Source organism: Burkholderia sp. GbtcB21 (assembly GCF_019091065.1).
Classification (GTDB): domain Bacteria; phylum Pseudomonadota; class Gammaproteobacteria; order Burkholderiales; family Burkholderiaceae; genus Burkholderia; species Burkholderia pyrrocinia_C.
Genome location: NZ_JAGXKA010000017.1, coordinates 70,308 through 85,885, shown reverse-complemented (window position 1 = coordinate 85,885; position 15,578 = coordinate 70,308). Strand labels below are relative to the sequence as shown.

Annotated in this window: 15 protein-coding genes; 9 read left to right on the top strand and 6 right to left on the bottom strand. The window is 67.7% G+C overall.

The window, feature by feature from the left end; all coding sequences use genetic code 11:
- Window positions 1-187 precede the first annotated feature (187 nt).
- The 4 genes from KVT39_RS30225 to KVT39_RS30210 form a co-directional block, all read right to left on the bottom strand.
- Window positions 188-1,510: an MFS transporter gene (locus KVT39_RS30225; RefSeq protein ID WP_217590881.1), complete on the bottom strand. Its 1,323-nt coding sequence runs from the start codon at window positions 1,508-1,510 to the stop codon at window positions 188-190.
- Window positions 1,511-1,564: 54 nt separating this feature from the next.
- Complete coding sequence (locus KVT39_RS30220) at window positions 1,565-2,755, bottom strand: M20 aminoacylase family protein (RefSeq protein ID WP_105391058.1); 1,191 nt, start codon at window positions 2,753-2,755, stop codon at window positions 1,565-1,567.
- 265 nt (window positions 2,756-3,020) lie between these two features.
- On the bottom strand, window positions 3,021-3,893 hold the full coding sequence (locus KVT39_RS30215) for an SDR family NAD(P)-dependent oxidoreductase (protein WP_217590858.1): 873 nt from the start codon (window positions 3,891-3,893) through the stop codon (window positions 3,021-3,023).
- A 188-nt stretch (window positions 3,894-4,081) separates the two neighbouring features.
- The gene (locus KVT39_RS30210; RefSeq protein ID WP_217590857.1) at window positions 4,082-4,660 is read right to left on the bottom strand and encodes a TetR/AcrR family transcriptional regulator; all 579 of its coding nucleotides are present in this window, start codon (window positions 4,658-4,660) and stop codon (window positions 4,082-4,084) included.
- 202 nt (window positions 4,661-4,862) lie between these two features.
- Between KVT39_RS30210 and zwf the strand changes: the two genes are divergently transcribed.
- Window positions 4,863-6,338 (top strand): glucose-6-phosphate dehydrogenase, encoded by a 1,476-nt coding sequence (gene zwf, locus KVT39_RS30205; RefSeq protein ID WP_034181725.1) that lies wholly within the window; start codon window positions 4,863-4,865, stop codon window positions 6,336-6,338.
- A 90-nt stretch (window positions 6,339-6,428) separates the two neighbouring features.
- On the opposite strand, the gene KVT39_RS30200 is transcribed toward zwf, so the two are convergent.
- A complete protein-coding gene (locus KVT39_RS30200) occupies window positions 6,429-7,373 on the bottom strand; it encodes a LysR family transcriptional regulator (protein ID WP_217590856.1) in 945 nt (314 codons plus the stop codon).
- 101 nt (window positions 7,374-7,474) lie between these two features.
- On the opposite strand from KVT39_RS30200, the gene KVT39_RS30195 reads away from it, so the two are divergent.
- The 7 genes from KVT39_RS30195 to KVT39_RS30165 all read left to right on the top strand — a co-directional run bounded on the left by KVT39_RS30195 (window position 7,475) and on the right by KVT39_RS30165 (window position 13,861).
- Entirely contained in the window at window positions 7,475-8,677 is a 1,203-nt protein-coding gene (locus tag KVT39_RS30195; RefSeq protein WP_034181723.1) for an MFS transporter, read from the top strand.
- A 32-nt stretch (window positions 8,678-8,709) separates the two neighbouring features.
- Window positions 8,710-9,033, top strand: a complete 324-nt coding sequence (locus tag KVT39_RS30190) for an adenylate cyclase (protein ID WP_217590855.1) — start codon at window positions 8,710-8,712, stop codon at window positions 9,031-9,033.
- Window positions 9,034-9,046: 13 nt separating this feature from the next.
- Window positions 9,047-10,009 carry an LLM class oxidoreductase gene (locus KVT39_RS30185; RefSeq protein WP_217590854.1) on the top strand — a complete coding sequence of 321 codons (963 nt, stop codon included), beginning with the start codon at window positions 9,047-9,049 and terminating at the stop codon, window positions 10,007-10,009.
- Between the two features lie 150 nt (window positions 10,010-10,159).
- Window positions 10,160-10,966, top strand: coding sequence for a 2,5-didehydrogluconate reductase DkgB (dkgB, locus tag KVT39_RS30180; RefSeq protein ID WP_217590853.1), 807 nt, complete (start codon window positions 10,160-10,162; stop codon window positions 10,964-10,966).
- Window positions 10,967-11,030: 64 nt separating this feature from the next.
- The gene (locus tag KVT39_RS30175; protein WP_217590852.1) at window positions 11,031-12,146 is read left to right on the top strand and encodes an alkene reductase; all 1,116 of its coding nucleotides are present in this window, start codon (window positions 11,031-11,033) and stop codon (window positions 12,144-12,146) included.
- 20 nt (window positions 12,147-12,166) lie between these two features.
- The gene (locus KVT39_RS30170) at window positions 12,167-13,171 is read left to right on the top strand and encodes an aldo/keto reductase (protein WP_217590851.1); all 1,005 of its coding nucleotides are present in this window, start codon (window positions 12,167-12,169) and stop codon (window positions 13,169-13,171) included.
- Window positions 13,172-13,342: 171 nt separating this feature from the next.
- Window positions 13,343-13,861: a DUF3455 domain-containing protein gene (locus KVT39_RS30165; protein WP_217590850.1), complete on the top strand. Its 519-nt coding sequence runs from the start codon at window positions 13,343-13,345 to the stop codon at window positions 13,859-13,861.
- A gap of 129 nt (window positions 13,862-13,990) precedes the next feature.
- On the opposite strand, the gene KVT39_RS30160 is transcribed toward KVT39_RS30165, so the two are convergent.
- A complete protein-coding gene (locus KVT39_RS30160) occupies window positions 13,991-14,656 on the bottom strand; it encodes an O-methyltransferase (RefSeq protein ID WP_034181717.1) in 666 nt (221 codons plus the stop codon).
- 48 nt (window positions 14,657-14,704) lie between these two features.
- Here KVT39_RS30160 and KVT39_RS30155 point away from each other — a divergent pair, with 48 nt between their 5' ends.
- Complete coding sequence (locus tag KVT39_RS30155; RefSeq protein ID WP_217590849.1) at window positions 14,705-15,382, top strand: TetR family transcriptional regulator; 678 nt, start codon at window positions 14,705-14,707, stop codon at window positions 15,380-15,382.
- The last annotated feature ends 196 nt before the right edge of the window (window positions 15,383-15,578 follow it).

Genomic DNA, 15,578 nt, shown 5'->3' with positions numbered 1-15,578 from the left:
TCTCTGACCCTCTTGCAACGTTCTTCTCACGGAACACGGAGCGAACCCCGCGCTGCACAATTTAGTGACGCACTGAAGCCCGGTCAATTTGACGAGAACGAAATTGCACGGAGCCCATCGGACAGCGTGCCCGCCGCCCGCCGCCCGCCGCCCGCCGCCCGCCGCCAGTTGCCCGTCGCGCCGCGCGTCAGTCCATCGACTCCCGCGCCGTCTCGCGCAGCATCGCGACCGCGATCAGCGACAGCACCACGCACGCGGCCACGTAGCCGGCCGGCGCGAGCTTGCTGCCGGTCGTCTTCACGAGCCAGGTCGCGATGAACTGCGCGGTGCCGCCGAAGATCGTCACCGCGAGCGCATACGCGATCGAGATGCCCGTCGCGCGCACATGGCGCGGCAGCGACTCGCACATCAGCGCCATCTCCGACGCCGAGCCGAGCGAATAGAACAGCAGCATCAGCGCGGTCAGCGGCAGGATCACCGACAGCGTCGGATGATGGTTCATCAGCCAGAACGCCGGGAACAGCAGTACGACCAGCACGCCGCGGCCGACGAAGATCGGCAGGCGCCGGCTGCCGATCCGGTCCGACAGCCAGCCGAACAGCGGGCACGTGACCAGCATCACGCAGCCCGACGCGACGCCCACGAACATCGACAGCTTCATCGGCAGGCCGAGCGTATGGATCGCGTAGGTCGGCATGTAGAAGGTCAGGATGTAGGTCGACACCGTGCCGCCCATCACCGTGAGCATCAGCAGCAGCACCGTGCGCGTGTGCTTCGAGAACAGCTCGTGCAGCACGCCGCGCTCGATCCCGTGATGGCTGTCGCCGGGCGCATCGTCCGCGAGCCGGCGGCGCAGATACATGCCGACCGGCGCGATCAGTACGCCGACGAGGAACGGCAGCCGCCAGCCCCAGCTTTCGAGCGCGTCCTTGGTCATCGTGTTCGACAGCAGCGCCGCGAAGCCCGAGCCCATCAGCGCGGCGCCGCCCTGCGTCGCGAGCTGCCAGCTGGCACGAAACGCGCGGCGCGACGTGCCGCCCTGTTCGAGCAGCGTCGTGGTCGCCGCGCCGAATTCGCCGCCCTGCGAGAAGCCCTGCATCAGCCGCGCAAACACGACGAGCAGCGGCGCGGCCATGCCGGCCTGTGCATACGTCGGCGCGATCGCGATCAGGCCCGTGCCGAGCGCCATCAGCATGATCGTCAGGTTCAGCGCGGCCTTGCGCCCCTTGCGGTCCGCGTAGACGCCGAGCACGACGCTGCCCAGCGGCCGCGTGAAGAAGCCGGCGGCGAACGTCGCGACCGACAGCAGCAGCGACGTGGTCGGATCGCTCGACGGGAAGAACAGCTTGCCGATCAGCACCGCGAAAAAGCCGTACACGGTGAAATCGAAGAATTCCAGCCAGTTGCCGATCACGGCCGCCGTGATCGCGCCGCGCTGCGTCACCGCGGGCGCGCCTGCTTCGACGGCCACCGCCGGTGCGGGGTGCAGTGCGAGATGGTCTTTCTGCATCATTCCGGTCTCCTTCTCAATACGGCCGGAAGCGCCGGCCGCGCGCCACCGCGATCACCGCCCCAGGTAACGCTCCACGAGACGCGTCCAGAACGCCGCGCCGATCGGCAGGTTGCGATCGTTGAAGTCGTATTTCGGGTTGTGCACCATGCAGCCGTCCTCGCCTTCGCCGTTGCCGAGCCGCACGAACGAGCCCGGCCGCTGCTGCAGCATGAACGCGAAATCCTCGCTGCCCATCAGCAGGTCGGTCTGCTCGACCACGTGCGCGTCGCCGACCAGTTCGCGCGCGACCTGCGCGGCGAAATCCGTTTCGGCATCCGTATTGACGACGACCGGGTAGCCTTCGATGTACTCGACGTTCGCGCTCGCGCCGTAGCTCGCGGCCTGCGTTTCGGCGAGTTCGGTGATCCGGCGCTTGAGCAGCGCGCGCACTTCCGGGCTGAACGACCGCACGCTGAGTTCGAGGCGCGCGCCGTTCGGGATCACGTTGTTCGCGGTGCCCGCGTGCATCGAGCCGACCGTGACGACCGCCGGCTGCGCGGGGTCGACGTTGCGCGCGACGATCGTCTGCAGCGCCATCACGATGCTCGCCGCGACGACGACCGGATCGACCGTCAGGTGCGGCCGCGCCGCGTGGCCGCCGACGCCTTCGATCGTGATGATCGCCTTGTCGCCCGCCGACATGAACGGGCCGCGCCGCGTGAGGAAGACGCCGGGCGCCGCGCCCGGATGGTTGTGCATGCCGAACACGGCGTCGCACGGGAAGCGCTCGAACAGGCCGTCGTCGATCATCTTCTTCGCGCCGCTGTCGACGCCATGCTCTTCCGCCGGCTGGAAATACAGGTGCACGGTGCCCGAGAAGTTGCGCGTCTTCGCGAGATGCTGCGCGGCGCCGAGCAGCATCGTCGTGTGGCCGTCGTGGCCGCATGCGTGCATCTTGCCGTGCGTGCCGCTCGCATACGGCAGGCCGGTCGCCTCGACGATCGGCAGCGCATCCATGTCGGCGCGAATGCCGATGCTGCGCGCGCCGTCGCCCACGCGCAGCGTGCCGACGACGCCTGTCTTGCCGACCCCGCGCGTCACCTGCCAGCCCCATTGCTCGAGCTTGTCCGCGACGAGCGCGGCCGTGTCGTGCTCCTCGTACGCGAGTTCGGGATGGTGATGGATGTGGTGACGGATCTCGCGCAGCCCGCCGGCGGCGGGCATCAGATCCTCGATTTCGGTGAATCGGACGTCGGTGGTCATCAAGCGGCTCCTGCTGATTGTCAGCGTGTCAGCCGCACGCGGACGGTGCGTGCGGGAAAGCGAGCCACTATATCGAGCCGATATCCGTTCAATAAGATGCGGAATTTTTCACCGCGATAAGGTTTATTAATCAGGGTTAGTACGGGGGCGAGCGTTTATCGCGCCCCCGTCACAACGGCCGGCCGCCGATCGTCCGGCCGCTCGCATCGGACCTGCCGTTACGCACGGTCCGCGCCGCCGCGCGAGCGACGCATGACCGCGCTCATTACACGCGCTTCAACGCCTCCAGCCCCTCCGGCAGCTTCGCATCCGGAAACTGCGTGGACAGCGTCGCGTCGCGCCACCGCGCGGCCTCTTCCGCGCGCTGCGTTTCCGCCTGCTCGCACACGAACAGCGCATCGCCGCCGAGCAGCAGGCGCATCGGCACATCGTCGCGACGCGACAGCTCGACGATCAGCTTCGCGATCCGCACCGGATCGCCGACCTCGTGGCCGCCATACGCGCCGAGCAACTCGAGAATCTTCCCGACCGACGGCTGGTAGTCGGGCAGCAGACCGTCGACACTGCGCTTCGCCTGCGCGGCCCATTCGGTACGCATCCCGCCCGGCTCGAGCGTGCACACGCGCACGCCGAACGGCGCGACTTCCTTCGACAGCACGTCGCTGAACCCGCCGACCGCCCACTTCGCCGCCTGGTACGCGGACAAACCGGCCGTCGACGTGCGCCCGCCGACCGACGACACCTGGAAGATGTGCCCCGCGCGCTGCGCGCGCATCGTCGGCAGCACCGCGCGCGTCAGGTTGATCACGCCGAACAGGTTCGTTTCGATCTGGTCGCGGAAGTCGTCGGCGCCCATCTGTTCGAACGGCGCCGTATGGCCGTAGCCCGCGTTGTTCACCAGCACGTCGATGCGGCCGAACCTGTCGTGTGCCGCCGCGACGGCCCGCGCGGCCGCCGCTTCGTCGGTGACGTCGAGCGCCACCGGCAGCAGCCGGTCGCCATGACGCTCGGCCAGATCGGCCAGCCGCGCGGGATCGCGCGCGCCGGCCACCAGCCGGTCGCCCGCCGCCAGCACGGCCTCCGAAATCGCTCGCCCAAGACCGCGCGCGGCCCCTGTTACCAGCCAGACTTTCGACATTTTTCCACTCCTCGAAAAGATGAAACTATGAAAATGAATGATTACTCACTCATTAATATGGGCGATGCGTCGATGATTCGTGCAATGCGTCGCCCTGCCTGAAACCGTCCAGCCTTCCACCGTGCGGCACACGCACCGCCCATGCCGTCGCGACGGCCAACCCTTCCGTCACATCGTTCGTCTCACGCTCATACCGCGTGCAGCACGGCCCACAACGCACGAAACCCGGCTTCGCGATACGCATCGGCCCGCGCCGGATCGCGCGCAACCGACTCCATCGCCGTTTCCGCGATCGACGTAAACAACGCCGCGCAGAACGCGTGCGCCTCGTCGGCCGTCAGCCCGCGCGACGCGACGATCTGCTCCCGCAGCAGCGAGCGGATCGTGCCGAAGCCTTCGGCGCCGGCCGCGCGATGCGCGTCGTCGATGCGCCCGCTCACGCCGAGCTGCTGCAGCGCGCGCCGCCCGTCCGGATTCGCGACACCCCACGATACATAACCGTTCCACGCATGCCGCACGGCCTGCTCGGCCGGCGCGCCTTCCGGAAACCCGCTCATCATCGCTTCGCGCATGTCGACCTTCAGGCTCAGGTACAGCGCGTTCAGCAACGCATCCTTGGTCTCGAAGTACGTGAACACCGTGCCTTCCGCCACGCCGGCGAGCCGCGCAATGCGCGCGGTCGTCGCGGTCGCGCCGTCCTCGGCAAGCGCGCGGGCGGCGGCGGCGAGGATGGCTTCGTGCTTGTCGGGACTGCGCGGTCGGGCCACGTTCGATTCCTTTAATGAGTGAGCGCTCAATCATAATCAGGCCGCCCGACGGAACGCAAGCCCTGTTACATCTTGGGGGAACGCACACGCAATCCATCAAAACCGTGCACTATTATCGTTTTGCCGTACCGGTGCCGGCACATCGGCGCCCGATGCCTTCGACGTTCGTTTCACGTTCCCCGTTTCAAACCGCGAACCACTCATGACGAATCAGCCTACCCAGACCGCGGCCGACCGGCCCGTCGACATGATCATCTTCGGCGGCGGCGGCGACCTGGCCGCCCGCAAGCTGTTGCCCGCGCTGTACATGGCGCACCTGCACTGCAACCTTCCGCCCGAGACGCGCATCATCGCCGTCGGCCGCCGCGACTGGGGCATCGACGGCTATCGCAAGTTCATGGACGAGCAGTCGCGACCGTTCATCGACGAGAAGGCGTTCAACGCCGACGCGTGGAGCCGTTTCCTCGACCTGTTCAAGTACGTGCTGATCGACGTGAACGCGCCGGACGACTACCTGCGGCTCGCCGAAGCGGCGCGCGGCGACGCGATCCGCGTGTTCTACCTGTCGACGTCGCCGGAGCTGTTCACGACGATCTGCGACAACCTGTCGGCCGCGCACCTCGTCGACGCGCGCTCGCGCGTCGTCCTCGAAAAGCCGCTGGGCCACGATCTCGCATCCGCGAAGGCGATCAACGATGCGGTCGGCAAGCACTTCGAGGAATCGCAGATCTATCGGATCGACCATTATCTCGGCAAGGAAACCGTGCAGAACCTGATGGTGCTGCGCTTCGGCAACCCGATCTTCGGGCCGCTGTGGCAGGCGCCAAACATCCGCAGCGTGCAGATCACGGTCGCGGAAACGGTCGGCGTCGGCAGCCGCGCGGGCTTCTACGACCATACCGGCGCGTTGCGCGACATGGTGCAGAACCACCTGCTGCAGCTGCTGTGCATCGTCGCAATGGAGCCGCCCGTGTCGCTCGACCCGGACGCGGTGCGCGACGAAAAGCTGAAGGTGCTGCGCTCGCTGCGGCCGATGACGTTGTCGGACGTCGCGCGCGAAACGGTGCGCGGCCAGTACACGGCCGGCGCGGTCGACGGCCAGCCGGTCAAGGGCTATCTCGAGGAAGACAACGTGCCGGCGGACAGCCGCGCGGAAACCTTCGTCGCGCTGCGCGCGCACATCAACAACTGGCGCTGGGCGAACGTGCCGTTCTTCCTGCGCACGGGCAAGCGGCTGCAGCGCCGCCAGTCGGAAATCGTGATCGAGTTCGCGGACATGCCGTTCTCGATCATCCCGACCGGCCCGCGCCATTACGGCAACCGCCTCGTGATCCAGCTTCAGCCGGAAGAGTCGATCCAGTTGCAGATGCTCGCGAAGGAACCGGGCAGCGGCATGAACATGGTGCCCGTGAGCCTGAACCTCGACCTGCAGCAGGCGATTCCGGAACGGCGCGCGGAAGCGTACGAACGGCTGCTGATCGACGTGATCCGCGGCCGCCTCACGCACTTCATGCGCCGCGACGAGCTCGAAGCCGCATGGTCGTGGGTGGAGCCGATCCTCGACGGCTGGAAACAGCTCGGCGACCGGCCGCGCCTGTACACGTCGGGCACGTTCGGGCCCGCGGCCTCGTCGGCGCTGCTCGCGCGCGACGGCATGTCCTGGTCCGAAGAGGCGTAACCGCAACACGACGGCGTGCCGCCGCGCGGCACGCCTGGCCAATCGGGGCGTATGCCCGCCCCGCCTTCCCCCGCAAGCCGCCCGCCGCCGCTAGCGCGGCTCCAGCCACGCGGCCTTGCGCCGGGCCGGCGCATCGCTGCCGCTGCTGCCGCCGCCCAGCACCTCGATCACGTAATCGACGAACGACGCGATCCGCGACGAAATCGCGGTATTGCGGTAGTACACCGCATGGATTGGCTGCTCGACGTCGAGCGTCTGGCGCGTGAGCACCTGCACGAGCCGCCCCGCTTCGCGATCCTGCGCGGTCATGAAATCCGACAGGCAGACGATGCCCGCGCCGTCCAGCGCGAGTTGCCGCAGCGTCTCGCCGCTCGACGACCAGATGCCCGGCTCGATGCGGCACGGCTCGCCGTCGGTGCCGAGGATCGGCCACACGTTCAGCGATTCGGGCTGCGTGAAGCCGAGCAGCGTGTGCTTGCCGAGATCCTCGACCTTGCGCGGCTGGCCGTGCGCTTCGACATACGCGGGGCTCGCGAGGATGCGCAGCCGGCTGTTGCCGATGCGCCGGCTGTGCAGCGTCGAATCCTTCAACCGGCCGATCCGGATCGCGACGTCGGTGCGCCGCTCCAGCAGGTCGATGATTCCTTCGTTGCTGTTCAGCTCCAGCTCGACTTTCGGGAAGCGTTCGCGATAGCCGCGCACGAGCGGCACGATCACGTGCAGCATGAACGGCGTCGCGGCGTCGACGCGCAGGCGCCCCGACGGCATCTCGCGGCGCGCGAGCATCTGCTCTTCCGCGTTCTCGACCGATTCGATGATCGCGCGCGCGTCCTGCAGGAATGCGCGCCCTTCCTCGGTCAGTTCGAGCCGGCGCGTGGTCCGGCGCAGCAGCGTGGTCTTCAGCTTCTCCTCGAGCCGCGCGAGCGTGCGGCTCGCTGCCGATACGGTGAGGTCGAGCTGCTGCGCGGCAGCGGTGATCGAACCGGTGTCGACCACGGCGGCAAAGGCCTGGAGTTCGTCGAGCGTGATTTTCATTGTTGATTTGAAATCAAAACAATTTGGTTTATAGACCAGTTTTTCCGCAAAAGTAAAGACGGCACACTGCGATCCATCCTTACTGGAACCAGGATCCCATCATGCCACTCGCCTTGCTTGCGCTGACCATCAGCGCGTTTGCCATCGGCACCACCGAATTCGTGATCGTCGGGCTGATCCCGACGATCGGCGCCGACCTCGGCGTCAGCCTGCCGTCGGCCGGGCTGCTCGTCAGCCTGTACGCGCTGAGCGTCGCCATCGGCGCGCCGCTTCTTACCGCGCTCACCGGCCGCGTGCCGCGCAAGACGCTGCTCGCCGCGCTGATGGCGCTGTTCACCGTCGGCAACCTCGTCGCATGGCAAGCGCCCGGCTACGAATCGCTGATCGTCGCGCGCATCCTCACCGGCCTCGCACACGGCGTGTTCTTCTCGGTCGGCTCGATCATCGCGACCACGCTCGTGCCGAAGGACAAGGCAGCCAGCGCGATCGCGACGATGTTCAGCGGGATGACCGTCGCGTTCGTCGCCGGCATTCCGCTCGGCACCTTCATCGGCCAGCACTTCGGCTGGCGCGCGACGTTCCTGATCGTCGCGCTGTTCGGCCTCGTCGCGTTCCTTGGCGCGGTCGCATTCGTGCCGCGCGCCCTGCCGCAAACGCCGCCGGCGCCGCTCGCCCGCCAGCTGCGCGTGCTCACGCAGCCGCGCCTGCTGCTCGTCTTTGCGATGACGGCCGTCGGCTACGGCGGCTCGCTGATCGCGTTCACGTACATGGCGCCGCTGCTCGAACAGATCGCCGGCTTCACGCCGTCGCAGGTGAGCCTCGTGCTCGTCGGCTACGGCGTGTCGGTCGCGTTCGGCAACGTCTGGGGCGGCAAGCTCGCGGACGCCGTCGGCCCCGTGAAGGCGCTCAAGCGGATCTTCCTGCTGCTCGCGATCGTGCTGCTCGCGCTGACCTTCACGATCCACGTCAAATGGCTCGCGGTGCTGACGATGCTCGCGTGGGGCGCGGTCGCGTTCGGCAACGTGCCGGGGCTGCAGGTGTACGTCGTCAAGCAGGCGCGCCACTTCGCACCGGACGCCACCGACGTCGCATCGGGCTTCAACATCGCCGCGTTCAATCTCGGCGTCGCCGGCGGCTCGTCGCTCGGCGGCCTGATCGTCGCGAACGTCGGCCTCGGCCACACGCCGTGGATCGCCGCGGTCGTCACGCTCGGCGCGTTCGCGCTCACCGCGCTGAGCGGCCGTCTCGACCGCCACCAAGGGCTGCCGGCACGCACGGCAGAACCCGTCGAACTCGCCCATTGAACGTCACACCCTTTTTGCAGGAGCTGATCAGCATGAACGCATCGACCCAGCGTCCGCCGTTCGCCGGCAAGACCTTCGAAGTCCGTTACGACGGCCTCGTCGCGCTCAACGCGTATGGCGAGGACGGCCGCCGCATGCGCTACGAGATCACCGAAGGCGCATACGCCGGCGCGAAGGGCGAAGTCGCCTGCACGTGGCAGCACATCGCCGGCGAAACCTACGCGATCTCGTGGCAGGAAGCCGACCGCGCGACGGTCGTGCACATCGACGATTTCGCCGCCGGCACGTCGCGCTCGTTCTTCACCGCGTCGTCGCTCGATTTCTACCGGCTCGAAGGCAGCCTGCGCGCGGTCTGAACGGAGCCCGACCATGTCCACATCACTCGACAAACTCGCCGACGGCGGCTTCAGCGTCGGCATCGAACTGCCGCTCGACAACGACTGGTCGCCGGCCGGCGACGCGAAGCGCCAACACGACGGCCGCCGCCCCGGCGTGCCGGACCTCGCCATCCACGCGGAGCTCGCGCAACTGGCCGACACGCTCGGCTTCCGCGCGCTCTGGGTGCGCGACGTGCCGGTGTACGACCCGTCGTTCGGCGACGCCGCGCAGGTGTTCGAGACGTTCTCGTATCTCGGCTACCTCGCCGGCATCACGCGCGACATCCTGCTCGGCACGGCGGCCGTCGTGCTGCCGCTGCGCGAACCGCTGCTGACGCTGAAATCGGCCGCGACGATCCAGGAACTGAGTGGCGGCCGCCTGCTGCTCGGCGTCGCGAGCGGCGACCGGCCGGTCGAATATCCGCTGTTCGGCCGCGACTTCGCATCGCGCGGCGCGAATTTCCGCGACCAGATCGCACTGCTGCGCGACGGCGCGCGCGGGCATCTGCCGCCCGGCCTCGACGTGCTGCCGGCCGCCCGTTCGCCGGTGCCGCTGCTCGTCGCGGGCCTCGCGCAGCAGACGCCCGCGTGGATCGGCGAGCACATGGACGGCTGCCTCGCGTATCCGGGCACGCCGGCCGACCACGCGCAGCGCGCCGCGAACTGGCGCGCCGTGGCAGGCGACAAGCCGTACGTGAGCTTCATCCACCTCGACCTCGCGGAAGACCCGCACGAACCGCTGCAGCGGCACCGCTTCGGCGCCTGCGCGGGACGCATCGCACTGACCGAAGAACTCGCGGCGATGCGCGACGCCGGCGTGCGGCACATCGGCCTGCATTTCCGCCGCAACCGCCGTCCGCTCGACGAGACGATGGCCGAGATCGCAGCGGAGGTGCTGCCGGCGTTCCACGCGAATGCGAACACGAGCGCGAGCGCGCAAACACGCGTCGCATAAGGCCGGCATCGGCCCGCAGCGGGCCCGGCTCTCAACCGATATTTGAATTCAAATCAAATATTTTTGACCTCTAAAGGCGTTTATCTCATCAGTCTCAAACGCCAGAATGACTCGCATACCGCAACCGTTCCCCTCTCCCTGGAGCACACGATGAGCAAGATTCCCGCATTCGGCCTCGGCACCTTCCGCCTGCAAGGCCAGGTCGTCATCGACTCGGTCCGCAACGGCCTCGAGGTCGGCTACCGCGCGATCGACACCGCGCAGATCTACGGCAACGAAGCCGAAGTCGGCGCAGCGATCGCCGCATCGGGCGTGCGCCGCGAAGACCTGTTCCTCACGACGAAGATCTGGGTCGACAACTACGCGCCGGACAAGCTCGTACCGAGCCTCGAAGAAAGCCTGCGCAAGCTGCGCACCGACCATGTCGACCTGACGCTGATCCACTGGCCGGCCCCGGACAACGGCGTCGCGCTCGACACGTTCATGACCGCGCTCGCCGATGCGAAGGAAAAGGGCCTCACGCGCCGGATCGGCATCTCGAACTTCAACATCGAACTGACGAAGGAAGCGATCGCGGCCGTCGGCAAGGATGCGATCGCGACGAACCAGATCGAACTGAGCCCGTACCTGCAGAACCGCAAGCTCGTCGAGTTCCTCAACCGCGAAGGCATCCACGTGACGTCGTACATGACGCTCGCGTACGGCAAGGTGCTCGGCGACCCGGTGATCGGCGCGATCGCGCAACGTCATCACGCGACGCCCGCACAGGTCGCACTCGCGTGGGCGCTGCAGCTCGGCTACTCGGTGATTCCGTCGTCGACGAAGCGCGAGAACCTCGCGAGCAACCTGCTCGCACAGACGCTGCGCCTGACCGCCGAAGACATGGCGCAAATCGCCACGCTTGACCGCAACGGCCGCGAAGTCGACCCGGCCGGCCTCGCGCCGAAATGGGACTAAGCGCGCCGCACTCTCGATCGACCCGTCCGCGGCCATCCGGCCGCGGCACCGACAGGAATTCATCATGACCCAGGACCCGCTTTTTCAACCGCTGCGACTCGGCGCGCTGACGCTGCCGAACCGCATCGTGATGCCGCCGATGACGCGTTCGCGCGCAAGCCAGCCCGGCGACGAAGCCAACGAACTGATGGCCGCGTATTACGCGCAGCGCGCGAGTGCGGGCCTGATCGTCAGCGAAGGCACCTATATCGCGCCGCTCGGCAAGGGCTACGCGTGGACGCCCGGCATCCACACGCCGTCGCAGGTCGCCGGCTGGCGCAAGGTGACGGACGCCGTGCATGCCGCGCACGGCCGCATCTTCGCGCAGCTGTGGCACGTCGGCCGGCTCAGCCACACGAGCCTGCTCGGCGGCCGGCAACCCGTGTCGTCGTCGCCGATCCAGGCGAAGGGCGTGAACGTGTTCATCGCCGGTGAAGACGGCAGCACGCCGGGCTTCGTGCAGGCGTCCGAGCCGCGCGCGCTGACGGTCGACGAGATCCGCGAGATCATCGGCCAGTACCGCGCCGCCGCGCGCCACGCGATCGAAGCCGGCTTCGACGGCGTCGAGCTGCACGGCGCGAACGGCTATCTCGTGAACCAGTTCATCGATTCGAACGCGAACACGCGCACCGACGCGTACGGCGGCTCGCTGGAAAACCGGCTGCGCTTCCTGCGCGAAGTCGCGCAGGCGCTGATCGAAGGCACCGGCGGCGCATCGCGCGTCGGCATCCGCCTGGCGCCGCTGACCACGCTGAACGGCTGCGTCGACGACGATCCGGAAACGACCTACCTCGCCGCCGCGAAGCTGCTCGGCGAACTCGGCGTCGGCTACCTGCACATCGCGGAAGCCGACTGGGACGACGCACCGCTGATGCCGGTCGAATTCAAGCGGCAACTGCGCGCCGCGTACCCGGGCGTGCTGATCTACGCCGGTGCATACACCGCCGAGCGTGCGCGCGAAGCGATCGCCGCCGGCTGGGCCGACCTCGTCGCATTCGGCCGCCCGTTCGTCGCGAACCCCGACCTGCCCGAGCGCCTGCGCACCGGCGCCGCGCTCACGCCGCACGACCGCAACACGCTGTTCGGCGGCGGCGCACAGGGCCTGACGGACTATCCGACGCTCGCGCAAGCCGCCGCGTGAACGATCCACAGGAATCCGACATGAGAATCACGCTCCCTTCCCGCCTGGGTTTCGGCACGGCGCCGCTGGGCAACATGTATCGCGACATCCCGAACGAAGAAGCACTGGCCACGGTCGACGCGGCCTGGGAAAGCGGTATCCGCTACTTCGACGCCGCGCCGCTGTATGGCGCCGGCCTCGCCGAGCTGCGCCTCGGCGAAGCGCTCGCAGGCCGTCCGCGCGACGAATATTCGCTCGGCACGAAGGTCGGCCGGCTGGTCCTCGACGAACACGAGGACGCGTCGCAGCGCGATCTCGGCGAGAAGGGCGGCCTGTTCCGCCATGGCCTGCCGAACAAGATCGTCTACGACTACACCGAGGACGGCACGCTGCGCTCGATCGAAGCGAGCCTCGAGCGGCTGCGCACCGACCGGCTCGACACCGTGTGGATCCACGATCCGGCCATCGACTTCCACGGCGAGCGCTGGCTCGACGTGTTCGACGTCGCGATGTCGGGCGCGGCGAAAGCGCTCACGCGGCTGCGCGACGAGAAGGTCATCAAGGGCTGGGGCCTCGGCGTGAACCGCGTCGAGCCGTGCGAACTCGCACTCGAACGCTCGGATCCCGACGGCTTCCTGCTCGCCGGCCGCTACACGCTGCTCGACCATGCGGGCGCGCTCGAACGGCTGATGCCGGAAAGCGTCGCGCGCGGGCTCGGCATCATCGTCGGCGGTCCGTACAATTCCGGCGTGCTCGCCGGCGGCACCCACTTCGAGTATCAGCCGGCGACGCAGGACATGCTCGATCGCGTCGCGCGCATCCGGCAGATCGTCGAACGCTTCGGCGTCGATGTCCGCGCGGTGGCGCTGCAGTTCTCGCTCGCACACCCGGCCGTCGCGGCCGTGATCCCCGGCGCCAGCCGGCCCGATCGCATCGACGAGAACCTGCGGCTGGCCGCGGCGCCGATTCCGTCCGAACTGTGGGACGAGCTGAAGGCCGAGCACCTGATCGCGGAACACGCGCCGACGCCCGCCGGCGTGGCCTGAGCCGCTTGCGCGCGACCGCCGCGACGAGCGGCCGCGCATAGCCGTTCGGTCGCAATCGCGGCGACTATCGCCGCGATTGCCATTTCCACATTGCAGCCTGCGCAATCGGCGTCTAGCGTTTACGGGATCGACTCCGCACGACCGTCACCCGACCTGAAAGGACGCCCCGCCATGCCAAGCCGCTCCCCGAAACGCGACATGCTGCTGGCCCTCGCGGCCGGCCTTTCCTTCGCGGCTATCACGTTGCCGGCTTACGCCGAAGATGCGGCCGGTCTCGCGCCGCCCGAGCCTGCGACGCCGGTACTGTCGACCACCGCGACCGGCGTGCAGATCTACGCATGCGAATACGACAATGAACACCGGCTCGCGTGGACATTCCAGCGCCCGGAGGCGATGCTGTTCGACGCCGGCGGCACGCTCGTCGTCCGACACGGCGCGGGGCCGTCGTGGGACGCGCTCGACGGCAGCCGCATTACCGGCAAGAAACTCGCGGAAGCGCCGAGCGCACGCCCGAACAGCATTCCGCAACTGCTGCTCGCCGCAACGCCGGCTGCAACCGGCACGCTGGCCGGCGTGCGCTTCGTGCAGCGGCTCGATACCGCGGGCGGCACGCCGCCGGCCGCGACGTGTGCGACCGAACATGCGATCGGCCGCTTCCCGTACTTTGCGCGCTATGTGTTCCTGAAGTGATGCGTACGGCGCCTGAAGCGCCGGGCGCCATCCTGCCACCCGCCGTCACGCATCCATTTAATCAGTTTTCCTATCTTTGATGAATGGAAGCATGAAATCGTCCGTGCCATCGTTACGGCTGCAACGTGCTCAGCGTATCCGCATCGACAGCTCGACATCGCCGCCGAACGGCACCGACAGATAGCCGTTTTCCGGTGCGCGCACATAAGCGAGGTAGTCGGGGCTGTATTCCGCGTTGTCGGCGACGACGAACGCACCCGCCCCGAGCCGCGGTTCGACCAGCGCAAGTATCTCGGGATACAGCGCCTTCGCGCCGTCGAGCAGCAGCAGGTCGACCGTATCCGGAAGATCGGCGGCCAGCGTGCGCAGCGCATCGCCTTCGCGAATCTCCACGAGATCGGCAAGCCCGGCGGCCGTCAGGTTCGCCCGCGCGCGCACGACCTTCGACGGCTCGAACTCGCTCGTGATCAGCCGGCCGCCGCCGTTGTCGCGCAGCGCGGCCGCGAGATGCAGCGTCGAGATGCCGAACGACGTGCCGAATTCGACGATCGCCCGCGCGCCGCGGCTGCGCGCGAGCATGTACAGCAGCGTGCCCGTCTCGCGCGATACGGCGAGCGGATAGTCCTTCAGGCGCGCATAAAAATCGGCGTAGTCGGTCTTGCTGCGCATCAGTCGCGCGTGCTCGTCGTGCGACAGGTCGGCAAAGTCCGGGCTCGTCGCGGGCGACGACGCGTCGGCCTCGTCGAACAGGCGCTCCAGCAGCGAGGCAAGCGGGTCGAGAATCAGGGTGGTCATGCGAATCTCCGGTATCGGGTTGAGTGCGTCGTTGCACCCGATTAGAATATGACGAACTATTCAGGTTTTACTATTCGCATTGGCAAACCGCTCATGACCGACCGCCGAAACACCCGGATCACCACGCGCAAACAGCCCCAGCAGGCGCGCTCGACCCGCCTCGTCGAGGACGTCCTCCAGGCCGCTGTTCAGGTTTTGGCCAGCGAAGGCGCGCAGCGCTTCACGATGGCGCGCGTCGCCGAGCGCGCCGGCGTGAGCGTCGGTTCGCTGTATCAGTACTTCCCGAACAAGGCGGCCGTGCTGTTCCGGCTCCAGCACGACGAATGGCGGCAAACGACCGAGATGCTGTGCGGCATACTGCAAGACACGCAGAAGACGCCGCCCGAGCGGCTGCGCACTGCCGTCCACGCGTTCATCCGTTCGGAATGCGACGAGGCGAGCATGCGCATCGCACTCGACGACGCCGCGCCGCTCTATCGCGACGCGCCCGAGGCGCAGGAAGTGAAGGCCGAGGGCAACCGGATCTTCAGCGCGTTCATGCGCGAAGCGCTGCCCGACGTGTCCGACACCACCCATGCGCTCGCCTGCGAGCTGATCAAGACGACGCTCACGACGGGCGGCAAAGCGTTCTCCGAAACCGAGCGCACGCCGGCAGAAATCGAAGCCTATTCGGTCGCGATGTCCGACATGTTCTGCGCGTATCTCGAGCAGCTCGCGCACAGCTGACGCATGGAAGGACGCAAGAAGCACATGCTCACGGCAGCCGTATCGTCCGGATACAGTTTGCCCGCGCCCGCGAATCGCGTCACGCCCCCCATTTCCACCGGCCTTCGCGGCCGCAATGAAAGATATTTGCAATATTCGAGGCACCTCCCGCTTCGACCCAGCCCGCCGACCCCGCATTCAAATAGTCGCCTTAACG